Source organism: Coleofasciculus sp. D1-CHI-01 (assembly GCF_040218875.1).
In the GTDB taxonomy this organism is placed as follows: domain Bacteria; phylum Cyanobacteriota; class Cyanobacteriia; order Cyanobacteriales; family Coleofasciculaceae; genus Coleofasciculus.
On sequence record NZ_JAVJQP010000166.1, the window covers coordinates 1 to 20,847 of the forward strand.

18 protein-coding genes are annotated in these 20,847 nt (G+C 46.1%); 9 read left to right on the forward strand and 9 right to left on the reverse strand.

The features are described from left to right. The coding region (locus RIB93_RS29030) for a formylglycine-generating enzyme family protein (RefSeq protein ID WP_446378227.1) at positions 1–627 on the forward strand (627 nt) is incomplete at its 5' end. 306 nt (positions 628–933) lie between these two features. Next, entirely contained in the window at positions 934–1,566 is a 633-nt protein-coding gene (locus tag RIB93_RS29035; RefSeq protein ID WP_006102638.1) for a type I restriction endonuclease, read from the forward strand. A gap of 264 nt (positions 1,567–1,830) precedes the next feature. Here RIB93_RS29035 and RIB93_RS29040 read toward each other — a convergent pair whose 3' ends face one another. The 3 genes from RIB93_RS29040 to RIB93_RS29050 all read right to left on the reverse strand — a co-directional run bounded on the left by RIB93_RS29040 (position 1,831) and on the right by RIB93_RS29050 (position 3,631). Then, complete coding sequence (locus RIB93_RS29040) at positions 1,831–2,529, reverse strand: hypothetical protein (protein WP_446378229.1); 699 nt, start codon at positions 2,527–2,529, stop codon at positions 1,831–1,833. A gap of 33 nt (positions 2,530–2,562) precedes the next feature. Continuing rightward, positions 2,563–3,246, reverse strand: a complete 684-nt coding sequence (locus RIB93_RS29045; RefSeq protein ID WP_446378231.1) for an actin-binding WH2 domain-containing protein — start codon at positions 3,244–3,246, stop codon at positions 2,563–2,565. Between the two features lie 130 nt (positions 3,247–3,376). Continuing rightward, positions 3,377–3,631 (reverse strand): peptide ABC transporter substrate-binding protein, encoded by a 255-nt coding sequence (locus RIB93_RS29050; RefSeq protein ID WP_446378233.1) that lies wholly within the window; start codon positions 3,629–3,631, stop codon positions 3,377–3,379. Positions 3,632–3,775: 144 nt separating this feature from the next. On the opposite strand from RIB93_RS29050, the gene RIB93_RS29055 reads away from it, so the two are divergent. Then, positions 3,776–4,018 (forward strand): helix-turn-helix domain-containing protein, encoded by a 243-nt coding sequence (locus RIB93_RS29055; RefSeq protein ID WP_446378235.1) that lies wholly within the window; start codon positions 3,776–3,778, stop codon positions 4,016–4,018. A gap of 170 nt (positions 4,019–4,188) precedes the next feature. Here RIB93_RS29055 and RIB93_RS29060 read toward each other — a convergent pair whose 3' ends face one another. Further along, on the reverse strand, positions 4,189–6,222 hold the full coding sequence (locus tag RIB93_RS29060; protein ID WP_446378237.1) for a cation:proton antiporter domain-containing protein: 2,034 nt from the start codon (positions 6,220–6,222) through the stop codon (positions 4,189–4,191). A gap of 174 nt (positions 6,223–6,396) precedes the next feature. Between RIB93_RS29060 and RIB93_RS29065 the strand changes: the two genes are divergently transcribed. The 4 genes from RIB93_RS29065 (at position 6,397) to RIB93_RS29080 (ending at position 11,144) form a co-directional block, all read left to right on the forward strand. Next, positions 6,397–7,023 carry a hypothetical protein gene (locus RIB93_RS29065; RefSeq protein ID WP_446378239.1) on the forward strand — a complete coding sequence of 209 codons (627 nt, stop codon included), beginning with the start codon at positions 6,397–6,399 and terminating at the stop codon, positions 7,021–7,023. A gap of 138 nt (positions 7,024–7,161) precedes the next feature. Continuing rightward, complete coding sequence (locus RIB93_RS29070) at positions 7,162–9,231, forward strand: S-layer homology domain-containing protein (RefSeq protein WP_446378241.1); 2,070 nt, start codon at positions 7,162–7,164, stop codon at positions 9,229–9,231. Between the two features lie 146 nt (positions 9,232–9,377). Next, complete coding sequence (locus RIB93_RS29075; RefSeq protein WP_446378243.1) at positions 9,378–10,043, forward strand: hypothetical protein; 666 nt, start codon at positions 9,378–9,380, stop codon at positions 10,041–10,043. Positions 10,044–10,199: 156 nt separating this feature from the next. Next, positions 10,200–11,144 carry a diguanylate cyclase gene (locus RIB93_RS29080; RefSeq protein ID WP_446378245.1) on the forward strand — a complete coding sequence of 315 codons (945 nt, stop codon included), beginning with the start codon at positions 10,200–10,202 and terminating at the stop codon, positions 11,142–11,144. 127 nt (positions 11,145–11,271) lie between these two features. Here the strand turns inward: RIB93_RS29080 and RIB93_RS29085 are convergent, their stop codons facing one another. Beyond that, the gene (locus tag RIB93_RS29085; RefSeq protein ID WP_446378247.1) at positions 11,272–13,614 is read right to left on the reverse strand and encodes an adenylate/guanylate cyclase domain-containing protein; all 2,343 of its coding nucleotides are present in this window, start codon (positions 13,612–13,614) and stop codon (positions 11,272–11,274) included. 174 nt (positions 13,615–13,788) lie between these two features. After that, the gene (gene mnmE, locus RIB93_RS29090) at positions 13,789–15,171 is read right to left on the reverse strand and encodes a tRNA uridine-5-carboxymethylaminomethyl(34) synthesis GTPase MnmE (protein ID WP_446378249.1); all 1,383 of its coding nucleotides are present in this window, start codon (positions 15,169–15,171) and stop codon (positions 13,789–13,791) included. 298 nt (positions 15,172–15,469) lie between these two features. On the opposite strand from mnmE, the gene RIB93_RS29095 reads away from it, so the two are divergent. Next, positions 15,470–16,048: a Uma2 family endonuclease gene (locus RIB93_RS29095; RefSeq protein ID WP_446378251.1), complete on the forward strand. Its 579-nt coding sequence runs from the start codon at positions 15,470–15,472 to the stop codon at positions 16,046–16,048. Between the two features lie 147 nt (positions 16,049–16,195). On the opposite strand, the gene RIB93_RS29100 is transcribed toward RIB93_RS29095, so the two are convergent. Further along, complete coding sequence (locus tag RIB93_RS29100) at positions 16,196–17,488, reverse strand: dihydrolipoamide acetyltransferase family protein (RefSeq protein WP_446378253.1); 1,293 nt, start codon at positions 17,486–17,488, stop codon at positions 16,196–16,198. Positions 17,489–17,723: 235 nt separating this feature from the next. Between RIB93_RS29100 and RIB93_RS29105 the strand changes: the two genes are divergently transcribed. Continuing rightward, entirely contained in the window at positions 17,724–18,290 is a 567-nt protein-coding gene (locus RIB93_RS29105) for a hypothetical protein (RefSeq protein WP_446378255.1), read from the forward strand. Between the two features lie 119 nt (positions 18,291–18,409). On the opposite strand, the gene RIB93_RS29110 is transcribed toward RIB93_RS29105, so the two are convergent. Both RIB93_RS29110 and RIB93_RS29115 read right to left on the reverse strand, forming a co-directional pair. Continuing rightward, a complete protein-coding gene (locus RIB93_RS29110) occupies positions 18,410–18,925 on the reverse strand; it encodes a pentapeptide repeat-containing protein (RefSeq protein ID WP_446378257.1) in 516 nt (171 codons plus the stop codon). Between the two features lie 48 nt (positions 18,926–18,973). Further along, positions 18,974–20,847: glycosyltransferase family 39 protein (locus RIB93_RS29115; RefSeq protein WP_446378259.1), on the reverse strand; the 1,874-nt coding region annotated here is incomplete at its 5' end.

The following is a 20,847-nucleotide window of genomic DNA, read 5'->3' on the forward strand; positions in this document are numbered from 1 at the left end:
GGAAGATCGTCTACTCGTTCTGAGATGGTTGGTTTCATTCATTGCCTCCTAGTAGTCTGTTTAATCGTGCAATTGCTCACTCAGACTACTGTGTGGCTGCTCATTTGGCTACTGAGTTACCAAAATGAGCGAACGGTGAGTAAAGAATTTTGTGTACGGCTGAGTCAAAGGACAAAAAAAGAGTATCGACTTCCCTCAGAAGCCGAATGGGAATATGCCTGTCGTGCTGGAACGACCAATCCTTTTCATTTTGGCAAGATTATTACCACTGATTATGTAAACTATGATGGCAACTACACTTATGGCGAGAGTCCCAAAGGAAAATATAGAGAACAAACTACACCAGTTGGATATTTTAAGACTGCCAACGCTTTCGGACTCTACGATATGCACGGAAATGTATTTGAATGGTGCGAAGATGACTATCACCACAGTTATGAAAAAGCCCCAACGGATGGTAGTGCTTGGCTGAATGACAAGTATACTTCAAAAATTATACGCGGTGGTAGTTGGGATAACCGTCCTAATTTCTGTCGTTGTGCCTTTCGTTACTTCAATGAATTCGTATACGGACTTAAGTATATCGGATTACGAGTGGTGGGTGTCGCTCCCAGGATTCTTTCGTAGCCCTTTTCTCTTTTACCTTCTTGCCCGCTTAGCTTTTTTGGCTTCAAAGCCGTAATTTTGTATAATATTGAAATCTATTTAGTAATAGCCGTTAGCGGCAAATAATAAGTCAAAATTAAAATCTATCGTGTCACGCGATCGCGAGTAACAATCCTCAGCACCACCTTGGTTGGTGCGTTACGGCGCACGGATGTTCTGTTGGGAATAAAAGTGAATAAAAACTATGCGCCTAACGCACCCTACACCTCTTGGTATTAACCTATGAAGTGTAAAATTAACTAGAACAACTGAAACAAAACCAGACAGATGGTTCAAACCGCAATTACCCAAACGATTAAAACCCTAAACGATGTCCATAACAAGTTTAATCTTCGGCGAACGGAAGATGAACAATTCTTTACAGAATGGTTTGAGAACTTGCCTGAACTCACCCAACAGGAGCAAGCTACCTTAGACCAGATTAGAGACAGATACCGCTATCATCGAGCCGATGGAGTCTTAGCCGAGGGAGCGGTCAATCTGATTGTTGTGTCTCGTTTGCTGGAATTGGCGGGTTTTTATGATTTCCCTTTTAAGCTGCGATCAGAAGTATCGGTTGAAATTACGACTGTTGTTGATGATGAGATTTTGCGGGGACGGATAGATTTTTTGGTCGTGTTGGAGCAATTTTGGGTTGTGGTACTAGAAGCTAAACACAGTGATCTCAATATTGAGTTAGCGATTCCCCAAGCTTTGGCTTATATGATGGCGAACCGTCATCCTGATCAACCCGTTTATGGTATGGTGACAAATGGGGGGATGTTTGCTTTTTTGAAGTTAAGCCAACAAGCATTTCCTGAGTACGATATATCTGATGTATTTTCGCTTCTTCCTCGCCGTAACCAGCTTTATGATGTGCTTCAAATCTTCAAGCGGGTAGCTGCGGTTCTCCAGGATTAGAGTGTGGGTTCGGTAGTAGAAGCGGGTTTAGCCAATAAATTCGGGTAAAATCCAATACCCTTTATACAAAAGAGGAATTACACGATGCGATCGCACGGTTGACATACTCAGGCTGACTGGATAAGAGTTTGAGTCGTCTTTAGACGACTTGAGCTTTTAGCCAAGAACTTGAGTTCTTGGCAGGTATTAGGGCTTACTGAAAACGGGTTCAAAGACTTACTTTCGCGTAAAGTCAACAAATTTATTTCATAATTTTATCTCGACTTACAAATCTCGCATTTGTTGCTCCACACTCATCGCAATTTGCAGCGCTTCATCGAGCAAATAACCATACTGATCCATTGGCGGATCAAGTTCTCCCGCAACCAAACTGGTTAAATTATTCTCTAATGTAACCATCAATTCATCCGGTCGTGCCATCACCCCTTGTTTCGTGCGAATAATTTCTATCTTAATTGCTTGCAGCAAACTGTTTTTAGTTACCCGTAAAGCCCCCAGCACCTTTTCACAGGCTAACGAGTTATCCCCTTGCAGATTCTTTTCAGTCCGACTCAGTTGATTCAGCATGGCTAGGGATTTAACTACACGATTGTACTTATCCACTTGGCGTAACAACTTAGCCACAGATTTCCAGCGTTTTGCCTGATTCACAAGCCAAATATTTGCCAATGCCAAAATCAAGACTGATCCCGCCAAAAATAATAGAAATAAATTGGCAATGTCCGCCCCATCACTTGGTAAATTCCCTGATCGCTTCACCGCAAGAAACCCCACAGGCATCACAAAAATCAGAATTAGACCTAAACTAAAGACCTCAATAAACAGGAGCGATCGCAGTTGTTGCGGATTTCGCCAAAATACCCCACGGTAAACCGTTGTCACCAGTCCCGCCTTCAGATCTAAACCCCCGCTTTGCTCTAATTCCGCTGGAGTAATCGGCAATTCTGCTACATTATTTAGCATGAACGTATCTCCTGGATGATGAAATTGTTTGGCTTAGTTTAATCCTAGAGCGTGAGTCAGCGTTTTAAAAATATGCACATAGAAATTACTCTCTAAGGGACGAAACAGCGCAAAGTCTTTTCCTGGAGTACCAAAAAATGGTCGCAGTGACCAACCCAACTGACTGCCAACAAAGCCGTATAGAAATAACCAAGCTTGCACAACCTTCAAATTACGGGATTTATCTGTATCTTGAGAATGAGAATGCAGCGATTTCATGCTTTGGTAAAAAAACTGGACACCGATCACGCCAGTTAAGGCAAAAATGACGACATTGAGTAACTTAAAGAAATTGTAATCATTAACCGAGAGCAGGAAAAACAAGACAACAGGAACAAACGCCAAAAGCATGACGCTGATCACAGACGTGGTGGCTAAAAGCAACACCAAATATTGGCGAAAGTTGCGCTGGGAACCTGTAACTACCTCGAAAATATATAAACTGGGCAGACAGACCAGCAGTGTGATTAAATAAAGACCCGGTAACTTAATCGCTGAACTAATCGCCTGCAGCCAATGACTCGACGCCCCAATCACCAAGCCGTACAACGCGAGAAAGGAGGCGCTACACACTAATAATGAAACAATTTTACGGTCGAGTCCGATTTCCTTCTCAACCTCGGTCAAAAAAGCCTTGCGATCGCGTAAAAAAGACATCAAACTAGCAAAGTGATTCATCCTGTCCTCCAGGTATACCCGTCGCATCTCTACATTCCTCGACTATAACAGGAGCGCAGGGATAGCGAGTTTTGCGGACAAGTGGGTCACACAAACTCGCCTGTACAGCTATGGGTCAATCAGACTCTTGTTACTCGGAACGAAAAGAAATTTGCCGAATCAGCATACTCACAAATTCACCCGGTTTACCTGTCGGTTGTAAGGGACTCCAAGCCGTCACTTCAGCAAACTGGAGACGGTACAACCTGTAAATGATACTTTTGACGCCTCGACGAGAGCCAATAATCGAGATTTTCACAGGTTCACGGCTAGCGGTAGATTCTGGCGTCGCTGATGGGGCGGGAGGTACTTTTTCTAGGTTATTTGGAACAAATTCTTGAGACATTGGATTCACCTAATTGTTGCTGAAAATGTTATCAAACTTGGTAACATCGAAAAGATTAGCAGATGTTATCAAACTTGGCAACATTTACGAGGTCATGCTCCTCTGACACGATTGTCCTGCGGACAAGGTAAGCGCTACAGAAGTATGGGAAGAGCAGGACAAGCCCTCAAACAGACCCTAGAAGCCCATAAAATCAGCCAAAATAAATTGGCGGTAGCTTTAGGGATTGAGCGAAACAAAGTGTTTCGTTGGTTTCATGAAAAAATAGACCCAACAGCCGAAACCGTTGCGGATATTGTCAAAGCGCTGAATACAATCAATCCCGTCGCCGCCGAGATGTTCATTGAACTCTATCTGGGTGATTTAGTGGATAGGGAGGAGGAGTAGGAATATTTTGTCTCAATGACGATAGAGTAGGTTGGGTTGACGAAAGGACAACCAACGCAAGCAGGCTAGGATGAACATTGTGCAGGAGTCAGGGCGGGTTTAGTTAAATTTAGGTGAGGTAAGAAACGATAGTTGTCAAACCCGCCCCTACACAATCAAAACGTTCTCCTTCAGCTAATCGTGGGAAAATGTACGACAATGATAGAGGTGTCTTGCTGCGTCCGTGCGATCGCCTCCGGTTCTCCCCCCAATGTGGGAATCGCCAAAAGGTAGCTGGGATGGGTACTTGCCGTCAGAATCAGTAAATCATGACGTTGCACCATCCGCGACACATTCTGGACAAAATTCCCCCGCACTTGCACCAATCCACTCGTATTTGCCAACCCCCACTCCTTTGGCTGACAGTCAAACTCCCCGACTCCTGTCACCACAACCACCAATCGAAACGTGGCTTTCAACGCTGCTGCTAAGGTTTGCGCTAACGTCACCGTCGGTTTAAATGTCACCGATACCGTCTCCTGATCCGTCGCCGCCAACACCACTCGTGCAGTATTCTCAATCGGCTGGGAAAATCGGGCAATTAATACCGGAACCTGCGATCGCCAGATTACATTATCAATCACACTGCCAAAAAAGCTCTCCCGAGTCGTGGAATACCCCTTCCATCCGCAAATAATCAACGTCGCCTCTCGTTCAGCTGCCGTGCGGGTAATCCCTCGGTCAATCGTATCATCCACCCGCGCGATCGGTTCTACTTTAGTTACGGCTGCATGGGCAATTCGTTCCGCCGCCGCTAAAAGCTGGGTTTGTAACAGTTTCGCCTCTGGGGAAATGAGTCCGGTTTTATCGGATAAAACATGCAGGGGAAGTAAGGTTCCCTTAGCTGTTTTTGCCAAAATTAATGCCAATTGTAATAAATTATCTTCCGTCTTGGGATTCGCCACCGGAACTAACACCCGCTTTGCCAACGATGGCGGTTTTCCTTGATTTCCTCCCTCCTGTTGTCCGTCAGGTTTCACCTGTTTTCCCCAGCGTTCGGTAATCCAAGGTGAGGCGACACAGGTGACTAAAATCATGGCAATTATCCCATTTACGGTTAATTGATCCACCAGTTTAATTTCATAAGCTACGGTAATCGCCGCCAAGGTAGACGCCGCCTGTGCCATGGACAACCCAAACATGACCATAATACTCGGAAATTGAAACCCAAATAGCTTCCCCGGTGCCCAAGCCGCGCCAAACTTACTCACCATTTCCGCGCCAATCATCACCAATGCCACTAAAATTGATTTCGGCTGCTTGATTAAAATTAACGGGTCAATTAACATACCCACGGAAATCAAAAAGAATGGCACAAATAAGGTGTTTCCAATAAACTGAATCCGATTCATTAACGGACTTAACTGGGGAATAATTTGGGTAATCGCAATTCCGGCTAAAAATGCGCCGATAATCGGTTCAACTTCAATTAATCCCGCTGCATAAGATACGACAAACAATGTGGCTAGGACAAAAATAAACTCCGCCCCTTCATCATGTCCAAATTGGCGAAAGAACCAGCGCCCCAGTTTCGGGACGCCCCATAACGTCGCTACTGTATAGATAGTAAGCGCAGGAATCAGAAACAACCAGAACCCCAGGGTTAGATTTCCGCCATCGGCTTTCACCACTACTGCTAGAACTAAGAGTCCCAAAACATTGGTAATCAGCGTTCCGCCCAAGGTTGTGGTTACGGTTTGTGTTCGCATTAATCCCAACTTGGTTAGGATAGGTAATGCCAAAAGTGTATGGGTGGCAAAACAGGACGCGACTAGAATTGAGGCTAGCCAACTATATCCCAAAAGTAACATTGCCACCGTACCCAGAATCATGGGGAAAGAAAAGGTGGCTAAACCAAAAATTGCCGCTTTATCGGCATTATATTTCAGGTCATCCAGGCTGGTTTCTAACCCCGCCATAAACATTAAAAACAACAGTCCCACCGTTCCCAAGAGGATGATGGTACTATCCCGTTCTAATAATCCCAGGACATTAGGTCCAACAATCACACCCGCCAGAATTAAGCCGACAATACCCGGAAGTCGCAACCGTTCAAACAAGAGTGGCGCGACTAACATAATTGCCAAAATGGTTAAGAAGACGGCAACAGGGTCTGTAATTGGACTTGATAATAAAGCAACCGCAGTTAAGGTAGGATACATCATAGAGGAGGATGTTTTGAGGGTTTAGGGGCGGGTTCTACGACTAAGGTTTTTGGTGACCCTGATGTCCCTAAACCTGCCCTATCTGAATTATGAATGATTCTTGATGAAATGGATTAGGTGAGGAATAACATGGCTGGCTGCTTAATAAAGGATCAATAAAAAAGGAGAATTACTATGGCATATAGTGACTTCAAAACTTTGGCTCACATTAGAGAATCATTTGGGTTAAGTCTGGAAGAACCGGATGACTTATTTGCGAGTATACCCGAACTGCTGCCCAGTGAGTATCTGCAAATAACGTTAACGGAAAATGTTTCGCTGGCGACTGCTATCAATACCGAAAAGGCACGGGCTGAGTTAATTATTACCCCAGTGCTTTTGGAGGTGCGGCGACACTTTGGCTTTAAAATTGGCTTTTTCTCGGGGTCGGAGTTCAATGTGGCTCCTAGCGCGGGTTTAAATGGATATTGTGATTATATTCTGACGGCTTCCCCAGACTCTTATGAAATTCGGACTCCTGTGCTTACCCTGGTTGAAGCTAAGAATGAAAATATTAAGTCGGGCTTGGCGCAGTGTATTGCTGAAATGATTGCGGCTCAACTGTTTAATCAAAGCAACGAGGAACCGAGGGAGAGTATTTATGGGGCAGTAACTACGGGAACGGAGTGGAAATTTCTGGAGTTACGCGATAAGACTGTTTTTATTGATAAACGCGACTATTTTATTAATGAGGTGAGCCGGATTTTGGCAGTTTTAGCTATGCCGTTTCAGGCTATTCCAGTAAACCTATGTTCCCCTTGAGGGATTCGTGGCGTCAGTTTGTCAGTTTATCTCCAGGGACAAATGGCAACTACGAATCGGCGCTGAATCGGTGAAGACAGCGCAACGACAAGCGCAATTACACACTTAAGATGACTATAGGCGACTTTATCTAAACGAATGGTTCAATCTATTCTCTATGTAAACCCAACAACGGGTCAGGATACGAATACAGGCTCGGCGGATGCTCCTTTGCGTACCTTAACTCACGCCATCGCACAAGCGACGGCTGATACTACGATTTACCTGGCACCGGGGATGTACAATGCAGCTAACGGGGAGCGTTTCCCGATTGTGATTCCGTCGGGGATTATTGTTATTGGTGACGAGTCTAGTAAAGGTAAGGATATTATCCTGGTGGGTAGTGGTGATTATAATAGCCCCAGTTTTGGCAGTCAATCTATTACTGTTAGAGCCGATTCTCAAGCGGAATTGCGCGGGGTGACGGTGACGAATCCTGTGGCGAAGGGAACTGGGATTTGGATTGAATCCAGCGCCCCGATTATTGCTAATACTACTCTAACCCGTTGTCGTCGTGAGGGGATTTTTGTCACGGGGACGGCAAAACCGCTGATTATGGATAATGAATTAAGCGACAATGCCTCTAGTGGTATCTTCCTGGTGCGAAATGCGAAAGGGGAACTGCGGCGCAATCGCTGTCAACGGACGGGGTATGGTATTGCCCTGAGTGATAATGCGGCTCCGTTAATTGCTGATAATACGTTAATCAACAATAAGGCGGGAATTGTTCTCTCTCGCCAAGCTCAACCCGTTCTGCGCCGGAATCGGATTGAAAAAAATACCAATGGGGGGCTAATTGTCAATGGGTCTGCCCAACCCAATTTAGGCAGTCGTCAAGACCCAGCCGGGAATATCTTACAAGATAATGGTGATGTTGATTTACAAAATAGTACGTCATTGACATTAGTTTCGGTGGGCAACTTGTTAAATCCTGCCCGTATTTCTGGTGCAGTTACCTTGAGTGCAGCAGAGGTTCCCGCATCAGCCTTGGGTCCAACTCAGTTTAGTGATTTGGGCAATCATTGGGCAAGTCGGTTTATTCAGGAATTAGTCAAACGGGAGTTAATTAGCGGGTTTCCCGATGGCACATTTAAGCCGGAAGCGAATATTACCCGCGCCCAGTATGCGGCGATTATTGCCCAAACGTTTAACTTACCTCGCCAGGTGGGGGCGACATCGGGTTCATTTCGCGATGTCGCGGATAACTTTTGGGCGGCGGCGGCGATTCGTAAGGCGGCGAGTATGGGATTTATCTCTGGATTTCCTGATGGCACGTTTCGCCCCCAACAAAATCTGACCCGAACCCAGGCGCTGGTTTCGGTGGTGAATGGGTTGGGATTAGGGAGTGGGAATGGCAACCTACTCTTGTTTTACCGCGATCGCGCCCAGATTCCCAGCTATGCTACAGATGCCATTGCTACGGCGACACAACGACAATTGGTGGTGAATTATCCCCGCCCTGAAGAACTTAAACCCATGCAAGCGATTAGCCGCGCCGAAGTCGCTGCCTTAATTTACCAGGCGTTAGTTTCAACTGGCGAAGCTTCGGCTATCTCATCTCCTTATATTGTTAACCCGGAGGGGTACGTTCCCTCGTTTACCGATATTCAAAATCATTGGGCGGCTGATTTTATTCGCCCTCTCGCCGGATTAAACTTAATTAGCGGCTTTGCCGATGGTAGCTTTAAACCGGATGCCCCATTAAATCGGGCGCAATATGCGGCGTTAGTGGTGAAAGTCTTTAACCCCACACCCATCCGCCCCGCCACTCAATTTAGCGACGTTCCCGCCAACTTCTGGGCGTCAGCCGTGATTAGTCAAGCCTATCGCGGTGGCTTCCTTTCCGGCTTCCCCGACCAAACCTTTCACCCTCAACAAAGTTTACGGCGGGTGGAGTTGATTGTCTCCTTAGTCCAGGGGCTGTCGTTACCTGAGGCAGAGGGAAACCCCTTGGAAATTTATCAGGATCAAGATAATATTCCCATTTACGCCCAATCTGCTGTAGCGGCAGCTACTCAAGCCGGGATTATCGTCAATTATCCCAAACCCACCTGGTTAAACCCGAAAAAAGCTGCCACCCGCGCCGATGCTACGGCGTTTCTGTATCAAGCCTTAGTGCAACAAGGGCGTGTCAATGCTATCAATTCCCCGTATATTGTTCAAGAATGAGGGAGTTTTTAAGGGATGTAGGGGCGGGTTTCACTATTATCGTTTTTTTCCCGCCCCGATGTGACTAAACCCGCCCCAACCGAAGTTTTGAGTTTGTTTGTTCCCTGTTCCCTGTTGCCTGTTCCCTGCCTAATCACAAATGACGAATGACCAATGAGATAGATTCAGCCATTATCTATGCCGTAGAGTTACTCAGTCACTATGGATTTGAACTGAGGGGATATTCTGCGGCAGAATTAGTTGAGTTTTGGTTGGAAGACTATCCCGCCCAGTGGATTCGTTTGGCGGTCATTGAAGCCTTGTATCAGGGACGGTATAAGGCGATTTCGGTTGAACAAATTTTAGCCGTCTGGGGGCGACGAGAACAGCCTATCTATCGCTTTAATCATGAGTTTGAACGGTTGATTTGTCGCAAATTACCGCAAGATTTGAATGCCCCCGTTGATACGATGTCCGAATCGATGTGCTTAATCGGGAGTTTCCCGGATATGTTTGAGTCAAGTTCTACGGTTGCGGTGGCTCAGTCAGAGGAATTTGTTGTCACTGAATCGGCAACAGAATCCGTTGAAGCATCACCGCAAACGCCCGCCCAGCCTGAACCAGAAACGGAACGGGTTAGGGAACGCGATCGCACACCTCCAGACCTACTTGCTGCTGATCATACCAGTCTGCCTGAACCAGTGGATGGGTCTCGTCGCGAAACTAACCACCACCCCATTGATCAATTTACGCCACTGCCCGATGATTCGGACTTTTATCTGAAACTCAAACAAGTCGCCCAACCGCTAGTGCAGCGCTGCGGAAATACTTGAGCAGCTTCGTAGATACGATGAAGCTGGGGAAGCCAAAAGTTGCTTCGCATTTATTGCACGGGGGAAACCAGATGTTGCTTGGCTTTTTATTTCCCGGGGTAACAATAAGACCCCCTTTAAAATATCAAGATAGCCTAGGGTGAAGGATAATGACCAATGAAAAAATTTTTTCCGGAAAAATTCCTAATTTTGATTGTTGATGATAATCCCAATAATTTACAAATTCTTCATGTCATTTTAGAAGCCGAAGGCTACAAAACGATTGTTGTCAGCAACGGACAGGATGCGATTGAGCGTGTACACCTGGATAAGCCTGATTTAATTATTATGGCTTTAACCATGCCCAAGATGAGTGGATTAGAGTTGTGCGACTATCTTAAGTCTCCACCTCCTTTAACAACAAGTCCAATTATCCTGATGCGGACGATTCGTGAACAAGAGTATTTAATTGAAGCATTTGAGAAAGGCGCAGCCGATACAATTACTCACCCCTTTAATCCAGCAGAAATTCTTGCCCGTGTCCGAACCCATTTAGAATTGAAGCAGACTCAAATACAATTGAATCGATTGGGTAAAGAACACAACAAATTAACGAATTTATTGAGAAAGTTAGCAATTACTGATCCCCTAACTGGACTCTGGAATCGCCGCCATTTTTTAACGGTTGGCTATCAAGAATTTAATCGAGCCTCTCGTTACAAACGTTTCATGTCTATCCTGATGATTGACATTGACAACTTTAAGGAAATCAATGATGAGTATGGGCATACGATGGGAGATGAAGTGCTTAAGGGTGTGGCAAAAAGCATCGTTGGTTCATTGCGTGAGGCAGATTATTGTGGACGATTTAGCGGTGAAGAATTTGTCACATTACTTCCTGAAACCGATAGTAGTGGGGCGGTGCGTGTGGCTGAACGTTTGAGAAAGCGGCTGGAACAAATTACCATAGGTATTGGCGATAAACAGGTGCAAATGACAGTAACAGTTGGTGTAGCTAGTTATCAATTAGACGATGCCAACATCGAGATAATTATTCAACGAGCGAATAAGGCACTCTATCACGCCAAAAGCCAAGGATACAATCGGGTTGCATTGCATTAGGTTAAGAATGCATCTAACTTCTAGCAGATTTAGAATATTCGCGGCTGCGGTAAGGATAAAGCAGATTGCCTCAGTTGCCCCTCTTATTACCCAAATGATCAGAAAGGAGGAATAAGCTAAACAGTCATCATTTACTCCTACCCAGCAGCCAATAAGTAATCATATCACCTTTACCCTTAACTTTGACAACACCTCGCTGCTCAAAGATAAACTTGTGCTGTAACTGTTGGTATGTAGTAGCAGTAACTTGAATTTTACCCGGTTCTCCTGATGATTCCATGCGAGAAGCGACATTAACCGCATCTCCCCATAAATCATAGATAAATTTTTTCCTACCAATTACACCCGCCACAACTGATCCGGTGTTAATCCCAATGCGAATTTCAAATGACTCCCCCTGTTGCACTTGGAATTCATGAATTGCTTGTTGCATATCCAACGCCATCTGCGCGATCGCTGTGGCATGATTGTCTAGGGGACGAGGTAAACCGCCAACAACCATATACGCATCACCAATGGTTTTAATCTTCTCCAACCCATACTGATCCGCTAGCTGATCAAATGTGGAAAAGATTTGATTCAACATATTTACCAATTCAATCGGTTGTAGACGTGCCGATAACGGTGTAAATCCAACAATATCGGCAAACAGAATTGTCACTTGATCAAAATGTTCCGCAATCGCCCTCTGATCTTGCTTAAGCTGACGGGCAATCAGTTCGGGTAAGATATTTAGTAATAACTGCTCAGACTTTTCTTGTTCTACCTGTAACGCCGCCTCTGCCTGCTTGCGATCGGTAATATCACGCGCCACCCAAATAATCGATTGGTCAGAAATTGCTGAAATACTGGCGGAAAACCATACGGTGTTGTCTTCACTTTGTAGACTATAATCAAAATAGATCGTGTGCTGAGTGGTTAGCGCCCGTTGAATTTTATCTAACCAATTTTGAGCCGTTTCCTCTTGAAAAAGATATTCGATTGTTTGGTTGATTGGGTCAATGTAAAAGTCATAGAAGCGGGTAGGGTTCGTTGGTGCTATTTCGATATTTGCGATTGTATGGTCTTGAACATCAATAATTAAAACAATCGCATTCATCGCCTCAAAAAATAGGCGCATTTTGCTTTCCGAAGTTCGCAGCTTATTTTCCAGCAATTTACTCTCACTGATATCCCGTGCTGCCCAAATCACACTATCATGAGATAGAGGTGATAGGTTAGCCGCGAACCAGCTATCTCGTCCGGCAACGGTCAACTGATAGTCAATACTAACAGTTTGCTGAGTTAAAAGAGCCTCTTGAATCGCTTGGAGAATAAAATCAGCTTGCTTAACTGGGAACTGTTCATGTAAGGTTTTACCCACAATTTCCGCTGATGGCTTGTAGTCACTCAGGGGATTCGTGGGGACAATTTTTAGGCATCGTCCTGAGGCATCAATCACTAGCACCACATCCGTCATCGCGGCGAAAAGGGCTTGCATCTCTGTGACCGCTTTCTTCTGCTGCATCACACTACCTAACTGATTAGAAATAACCGTGACTAGCTCAAAAAAATGATGGTCAGGTGGGTATTTTTTTGCCATAAAAAACACCAGCACGGCTAAGACTGAAACAGATTCTTGAGCAGCGGTTGGTGTCACTATAGGGACGGCAAATGCTGAGTTAAATCCGCATTTAACCGCGAGTTCTAATCTCAGGAAAAGGTCATCTGGAAACGTCGCTAAATCATCAACCCACTCCGGCTGAATTTGATGCCATACTCGTCCAGGTAATTCTTCATTGGGTAAGATGGTTAAGGCAGCACTGTACTCTCGAAATTGGTCGAATTTTGCGGCGTCTGGAGAATCGATATCTGTACATTTACCATACCAACTCTGACTACATTCTAATGCCATACCATCGGTCGCGGGAATCCACACTTCGCCATAACTCCAGCCTGTAATTTCGCAGACTTGATGTAAGGCGATGTCCAATGCAGTCTGAAAATCCGTCGCACTACTAATGGCTTGGCTCATTTTAGCTAGACGTGTTACTTGTTCCTCAGCATGTTTGCGTTCAGTGATGTCGTTAATGATACTGAGTAAGCAGTCTTGTCCACTAAAGTTAATAATATTTGCTGATAATAACCCCGTTTTTACCTGTCCTGACTTGAGACGAAAATCAAATTCGTAATTGTGAATGGTTCCCTGAGTTTGTATTTGCTGGATAAAGCGAGTACGCTCCTCTGGATGCAGCCAAAACTTTAATTCGACTGTGCTTGTACCAATCAGTTCGTCTTTTTGATACCCTACCAGGTTAAGCAACCGATCATTGACCGCCAACAAGCGTCCATCAGCTAGGGTGCTGATTGCCATGGCGTTGGGAGACAAGCGGAAGGCGAGGGCAAATTGATCTTCGCCTAAGCCTCCTGTGGCGCTTTTGGGTTCGATGGGCGGATCTAATTCCTCGTTCCTGGGTTCCAAAATGGTCAAAGAAGAATGCAACGGCAGGGCAAGAGGGTCAGGGAAAATTCCTATTATATCGCTATTTACCGGAATCTGATCAGGGGCTTTGATGTTTGGATTCAGAGATTATTGCCTCAATTAAAAGTTTAAAGGCTAAAGCCATTACTACGAAACTACTTAATTAGAGTAACGTCAGAAAACCTACTTGCCAATACAAAAGCGACTAAAAATTCGGTCAAGTACGGATTCTGTTACTTCCTCACCGGTAATTTCACCTAAGGCTTGAATCGCGCCGCGTAAATCAATTGTCCAAAAATCTAAAGGTAACTGTTGGGCGATAGTTTCTTGTACCTGTTCCAGTGCTATCTTGGCTTGGGTTAAGGCGGCGGCTTGTCGCTGGTTAATCGCTAAATCTAAGTCAGCGGCGTGTAGGGTTCCCGTTTGTACCGCCTCAAGAATCTCTTGTTCTAATGCCTCAATGCCTTCATTTTTGGTAATGGCGGCTGTAATTACTCGGTCAATACTATCCGGATAGGAGACAGAATCGGCAGGGGCGAGATCGGTTTTATTAATGACTAAAATTAGGGGACGGTGTTTGACTTGGGTATAAATTTCTTGGTCGTCTGAACTCCATCCCGCTGTGGCTTCAATCACCAATACAATTAAATCAGCCGCCTCAGCCGCACGGCGCGATCGCTCAACGCCAATTTTCTCGACTTGATCCACGGTTTCCCGGATTCCGGCGGTATCCAGCACCTGTATGGGGATGCCACCGACGACTAACTGCGACTCTACCACATCACGAGTTGTACCGGGTAAGTCAGTAACGATCGCGCGATCGCTGCGACTCCAGGCGTTCAATAAGCTGGATTTACCCACATTCGGACGCCCGACAATGGCGATGTTTAAGCCGGTTCGCAATAATTGACCGCGATCGGCGGTGGCGAGAATTTGCTTAATATCGGTTAATACTTGTTGCAGTTGGGCAATGATCCCCGCTTCATCTAAAGGAGGTAAATCCTCCTCAAAATCAATTCTGGCTTCAATTTCTGCCAAGTTATCTAAACACGTCGCCCGGAGTTGGCGAATGGGTACAGCCAGCTTCCCCTGTATTCCCGCTAATGCAGCTTGGGCGGCGGCGGGAGAACGAGAACCCACTAAGTCAGCGATACTTTCGGCTTGGGTTAAATCTAACCGCCCGTTCAAAAATGCCCGTAGGGTAAATTCTCCCGGTTGGGCTAACCGTGCGCCTAATTCTAGGCATAATTGCAACACCTGCTGCACAGGCATAATCCCACCGTGACAATGGAACTCGACGACATCTTCACGAGTATAAGAGCGAGGGGATTGCATAATTAGGAGTAGGGCTTCATCAACGATCTGTTGGGTTTGAGGATGACGCACATACCCGTAGAGAATGCGGTGAGTCTGCCACAGTTGACGCCCTGGTGCGTGGAATAGTTGACGGGCGATTTCTAGGGCATTTTCGCCCGACACCCGCACGATTCCCACACTCCCTTGTTGGGGAACGACAGCAGTTGCGATCGCGGCTATGGCTTCACCTTGGACAAACGGTTGAGACATGGTTAGCTTATTCTACCCTTTCCTAATTTCTGGTTCGCCCCTGTTTAAGAGAAGCTGGATGTCTTGTTCCCCCCTTTTGAAGGGGGGTTAGGGGGGATCTAAAAGGGGGACGGAAGGGGGATCTCTGATGAAGTAAGGGTTTCAGCCTTAAGTTTACACCCTGAGGGGATGACAAGGGACTTGAAGGTACTACTGGGTGTAGGGTGTAGGGTGTAGGGTGTAGGGAAAAATTGCACTTTACTCAGGGAGTCACCAAAAACTCTATTGTTTATTCATTTTTAATTTTGTCTAACTACTTATGACAACCGTTACGCTTAACCTCGACCCAATTGTTCACCTGAATCAAGAGCAATTTTATCATCTTTGCCGAATCAATCCCGATGTAAAATTTGAACGTAATGCGAAAGGAGAACTGATCATCGTGTCCTCCACAGGCGGAGAAACGGGAAAACGAAATGCAAAGCTAACCACTCGATTTTGTGTGTGGAATGAACAAACAAACCTGGGAGAAGTTTTCGACTCTTCCACCTGTTTTCATCTACCCAATGGGGCGAACCGTTCTCCTGATGTGGCTTGGGTTCAACAACAACGATGGGATGCGCTGACAGAGGAACAGAAAGAAAAATTTCCCCCCATTGCTCCGGATTTTGTTTTGGAGTTAATGTCACCCAGCGATACATTACCAGAAACCCAAGCTAAAATGCAGGAATACATGAATAATCAAGTCAGACTGGGTTGGTTACTCTATCGACCCACTCGTCGCGTTGAAATTTATCGCCAAGGACAAACGGTAGAAATACTGGAAAATCCGACCCAGTTATCGGGAGAAGATGTTTTACCAGGTTTTATTTTAGATTTACAACTTGTTTGGACTTGAATCCTTGACTGTCAAAAATTCATCCGTCAATTGTAGGGGCGGGTTTAGCCGTTTAATTTGGCTATCGACCGATAACCTCAAAGGCAAAACCCGCCCTTCGCCACAAAAGAGACTATTTGATAGTGTGTGTTACAGGACAAAATCAGATTAAAGCGTCAATGATTGCGGATTCGTTTCAATCAACTTCGCCAAATCTTGTAGGAATGCTGCTGCATCAGCACCGTAAACAATCCGGTGATCACAGGTCATATTCACCTGCATCTGATTTCGTACACCCATCATGCCATCCGTTGTCGCCACCACTTGCGGACGTGATGCGCCAATCGCTAGGATTGCCCCTTGTCCCGGCGGTAAAATCGCATCAAAACGGTCAACGCCATACATTCCCAAATTCGAGATCGTAAACGTACCGGAACTATATTCCTCCGGTTGCAACTGCTTGCGTCGGGAGCGTTCAACCAACCCTTTCCAAGTGCGAGATAAGGAATAAATATCTACCTCATCGGCTTTTTGTAAGGTTGGTGTAATCAGTCCCCCATCTGCCATAGCCACAGCGACAGCCACATTGACGCCAGCGTGATACTGAATCCCCTTTTCCGTATAACAGGCATTGATCGTGGGATGTTGTTTCAATGTCACAGCGACGGCTTTCGCTAATAGGGCGGTCATGGTTACGCCCTTAGGCTTAATTTGTTTATACAGTTTATCCAGTTCATTAGTAGTGATGGTATACCCCACCCGGAAGGCTGGCACCTGAAGACTCGCCACCATATTCCGCACCACGGCATTTTGCAGCGTGTTGAAGGGAACCACTTCACCGAGGGGGACAGAAATAGGTGTCGTGGGTGTAGCTGTCGGTTGAGCCCCAGGCTGAGATGGTGGCTGTTGCGGTGCAGCAGCCGGTTCGGGTTGGGTCGTTTTGCCAGCAGCAGCTTCCACATCTTCTGCCACAATGCGTCCATGAGGACCACTACCCGTCAACGTATCAAGTTCAACCTTCAACTCCCTGGCTAATTTCTTAGCCCTAGGAGAGGCGACAGTGCGTCCATTACGGCGACTGGGGGTATCTTGCGCTTGGGGAGCGGCTGAGACAGTAGCAGGTTCAGGTTCAGGTTTTGGCGTTTGATCAGGCGGAGTACTGGCTGAGTCTGAGGCGGAACTGGATTGGGAGGCTTGTTGTTTAGCCGTCTCAATTTCGTCAGGAGTTTCGGCTAGCAGGGCAATTGCCTCCCCGACAGGTACGGTTTCACCTGCGGGTACAGTAATGACGGCTAGATAGCCCTCATAGAAGGACTCCACATCCATATCCGCCTTGTCAGACTCAACCACTACCACGGTTTCGCCTTTTTCTATTTTGTCCCCTGGAGATTTTACCCAAGAGACAATTTTACCTTCGGTCATGGTGGAGCTAAGGGCGGGCATGAAAACTTCGTGGATCATGAGGTGGTATTCCCTATGAACTAGGCGTTAAATAACAATAGCATTTGCCAGATCGCATTTTAGCTTGATGACGGGTTCTCAAACTATAGAGGTCGAAAAATAGGGAACGGGGAACACCTCGGCTTCGCTCGGTGTGTAACAGGGAACAGGAAATAGGGATTACCCACCCGCCCCTAAATCTGGGTGCTTCTCCATACCAACCTACAATAGAATTAGCCGCTTACATAGAAAGCTGATGGATTGGATGGTCAAATCGGGCAAAATTTCTTTGGTGAGTCTCGCTGGTCTGGTAATCCTGCTGACGGCTTGTACCAGTAATCGCCCAGAAGCGACAGTTACAGCCGCTAATCCCTCACCTGACAAAACGACTTCCTCATCGACTGAGCCATCCCCCGATTCTCCCGGTAATTCAACTCCCCAGCAAAATTTTTCATCGCCTCAGACGCCAGCAGCTAACCGGGAAAACTATCGTTCCATTGATCTATCCCAACAGACAGATAGGACGAGTTTAACCGGTAGCAATCCAAACGCGATCGCACTCTCGGCGTTTGGTAATAGCGACGCTGACACGGATTCAGCCACCGTGGATGTCTCCTATCCTCAACCGGATCAGGCAATTGTGATTCTGACTCAAACTGGATTAAAGGGTGATTCTGTGCAAGATATCCGCTATCGCGTTGAGTTCCAGAAAAATCCCTCTGCTCAAGCTAACGAACAATGGCAGATGATTTGGGCAGGATCTCAGTTCAAATGTTATCCTGGGCGCGGTCATCAAGACTGGTCACCTGAACTTTGTTTGTGATGGGAGGCAGAGTTGTGATGGGAGGCAGAGCCTAGGAACGAGGTGTACCTGATCGCAGAATCTTCCTAATTACTGGGCGTCGAAACTGTTGCCTGTTGCCTGTTCCCTGTTCCCTTGCCTCACCGACATCCTAATGATTCGCGAGTCTCTACTCCCGTTTTCGAGTTAACGCCACTGGCTCTAGTACAGAGATTTTGGACTTGCACGCGATCTAAAACCGCATTGCTGAAATCAGCACCGGTGATATTAACATCATCCAAGCGAGAACCTAACAAAATTGCTTCCTCTAGAACCGCATCACTCAAATCCGCCCCTTTGAAGTTAACTTTATAAGCAATGCTGTATGAAAAATCTGCACCCTGTAGATTAGTGTCAGTCATCGTGGAATCACTAATCACCACACTGCGTAAATCGGTATTGCTTAAATTCGTTTGCGTCAGATTCATTTTAGATATCTCCAGTTCAGCTAAATTTTGACCAGAGAAATCCATGGCACTCAGATCAGATACACCGTCATTAATAAGCTGTCGGGCAGAGGGATTAGCAGCTTGGGCAGATAGGGGAACTAAAACCAAAACCAACGCCAAAATTAGAGCAGCGAGTCCTTGAATAGACTTAATAATACTTACTTTCATAACCACGGTTGCCGAAAACATCCTTTCTGGTGTACCTTACGCCAAATCTTAACCGCATCGGTATAACTGATAGGGAATACCAATCCGGTAATGTTGACTCGGATCAAGGATACAGGTTTTTTGGTTCGCGATCGCAAGATTTTGGGGATAGTCTCGCCGCTTCAAGCCGGGAGCGATTACCCATAGATTCAACGGAGACACAGAAGGTACGGCTAATTCCGATAACTGCTGCCAGACTCGATCATATCCCTGTTGGCGACTTAAAAATGCTATTGTGCGATCGCCCTCATGACTCCCACCCTCTGGTAAGTTCTCCAATGCCAAGGCAAAGCTCAATCCTAATCCTACATCCTGAAGATCGTTATATCCCATCACCATGATCAGGGGAACCGTGGGTTCAATTGTCATATTTTGCGCCACCTGCTGAGGATGATAGGGTTTGAGAAACACCAAATTAGCCACAACACAAACCGTACTCACCAGAGAAATAGCCAAGGGTAAGATGATTGCCCATTTTCCCTGTACCCCTGCACCCCTAAGCCCAGACGCGCCATGGCGCGTCTCTACGTTTACGGTTAAACTCGCGGCTAATAGCGCACAAATCGCCGGATAATAGACAAAATTATAACGGGGGACAATGGAAATATCCTTACCGAGTAGGTAAATAATTGCTAGAAATTGCAGCAATACAGCCAAAGTAAACCCGAATAGGGTAAACGTCGCTAACTGAGTTGAAGGCTGATGCAGCAGTCGTTTAACTCCCACGCCTCCCCGCCAAATAATCCACCCCCCCAATCCCAACGTTAATCCTCCCATGGGTATCACAATCCATAAGGGTTGATTTTCCACGGGTAAAGCAATCACCATCAGCAACCAACCCACCAGTAATTGCAACAAAGGCGTAATACTATCCGGTGGCGGTAGCCAATTGGTTTCTGAACGCCCCATATCTGCCAAAAGCATACCCCACCACGGCAGATAACTAACTACCATTCCCGCCATTACCAGCGCCACAGCCAGCCAACTCCCGCCGGGTAAGCGCCGACGATACCCAATCATCCCGGAAATTAGGGTCAAAACTTGAGCAATGACAGCCAGAAGAAAAAAGTAGTGGACATAACAACCGATACTGTTCACCATACCCCAACCTAGCCATAGCAAAGGGGAAGGCAATTGCTGATGGTAAAGGCGCTGCTGAATCGGGATTAATGTCAATAGTGCCAAAATAATCAGCAACATGGGCAACGTGTAGTGACGCGCTTCCTGAGACAAGTAAACCGCAAAAGGAGACACCGCCATTAACGCGGCGGCGATTAATCCCGCGATTGGCGAAAAGATGAGACGATTGAGACAGTAAATTGCCGCGATCGCACCGACTCCGATTAAAGCTGGAAATGAGCGCAACGCCCAAGCTAACTGTTCGGTTCCTGTAAACCTTAACCAAGAATGCATTAAGCAAAAGAATAAGGGAGGATGCGTGGATTGTTGAGCAAGGGTTTGGGCAATGTCTCGACAGCTAGCCTCCGGTTGAAGGGTGAAGAATTCCTGGAGAGTGAATAAGGGAAATACTATATCTAATGGTAAATCATTATACTCAAGTCCCAGGCTAAAGAAAGCCGTGAGAACTTCATCCAGCCACAGGGGTTTTAAGTCAAGATGCCAAAACCGGAGGATGGTTCCCAGAATAATGATTCCAGCAAGGGCGAAATAATGGAGAGTCAGTTTTTGGCGTAGGTGCATAGGGTTAATTTGAGCTATGGCGATTGAAATCGCTGCTACACAACTCACCGTTCGCTCATTTTGGTAACTCAGTAGCCAAATGAGCAGCCACACAGTAGTCTGAGTGAGCAATTGCACGATTAAACAGACTACTAGGAGGCAATGAATGAAACCAACCATCTCAGAACGAGTAGACGATCTTC

What these genes read in the sequence shown, in the direction of transcription:
- RIB93_RS29035 (WP_006102638.1), top strand. Translation starts at nt 934, where the DNA reads ATGGTTCAAACCGCAATTACCCAAACGATTAAAACCCTAAACGATGTC.
- RIB93_RS29075 (WP_446378243.1), top strand. Translation starts at nt 9,378, where the DNA reads ATGACCAATGAGATAGATTCAGCCATTATCTATGCCGTAGAGTTACTC.
- RIB93_RS29070 (WP_446378241.1), top strand. Translation starts at nt 7,162, where the DNA reads ATGGTTCAATCTATTCTCTATGTAAACCCAACAACGGGTCAGGATACG.
- RIB93_RS29100 (WP_446378253.1), bottom strand. Translation starts at nt 17,488, where the DNA reads ATGATCCACGAAGTTTTCATGCCCGCCCTTAGCTCCACCATGACCGAA.
- RIB93_RS29055 (WP_446378235.1), top strand. Translation starts at nt 3,776, where the DNA reads ATGGGAAGAGCAGGACAAGCCCTCAAACAGACCCTAGAAGCCCATAAA.
- RIB93_RS29060 (WP_446378237.1), bottom strand. Translation starts at nt 6,222, where the DNA reads ATGATGTATCCTACCTTAACTGCGGTTGCTTTATTATCAAGTCCAATT.
- RIB93_RS29095 (WP_446378251.1), top strand. Translation starts at nt 15,470, where the DNA reads ATGACAACCGTTACGCTTAACCTCGACCCAATTGTTCACCTGAATCAA.
- RIB93_RS29105 (WP_446378255.1), top strand. Translation starts at nt 17,724, where the DNA reads ATGGATTGGATGGTCAAATCGGGCAAAATTTCTTTGGTGAGTCTCGCT.
- RIB93_RS29080 (WP_446378245.1), top strand. Translation starts at nt 10,200, where the DNA reads ATGAAAAAATTTTTTCCGGAAAAATTCCTAATTTTGATTGTTGATGAT.
- RIB93_RS29045 (WP_446378231.1), bottom strand. Translation starts at nt 3,246, where the DNA reads ATGAATCACTTTGCTAGTTTGATGTCTTTTTTACGCGATCGCAAGGCT.
- RIB93_RS29065 (WP_446378239.1), top strand. Translation starts at nt 6,397, where the DNA reads ATGGCATATAGTGACTTCAAAACTTTGGCTCACATTAGAGAATCATTT.
- mnmE (WP_446378249.1), bottom strand. Translation starts at nt 15,171, where the DNA reads ATGTCTCAACCGTTTGTCCAAGGTGAAGCCATAGCCGCGATCGCAACT.
- RIB93_RS29050 (WP_446378233.1), bottom strand. Translation starts at nt 3,631, where the DNA reads ATGTCTCAAGAATTTGTTCCAAATAACCTAGAAAAAGTACCTCCCGCC.
- RIB93_RS29110 (WP_446378257.1), bottom strand. Translation starts at nt 18,925, where the DNA reads ATGAAAGTAAGTATTATTAAGTCTATTCAAGGACTCGCTGCTCTAATT.
- RIB93_RS29040 (WP_446378229.1), bottom strand. Translation starts at nt 2,529, where the DNA reads ATGCTAAATAATGTAGCAGAATTGCCGATTACTCCAGCGGAATTAGAG.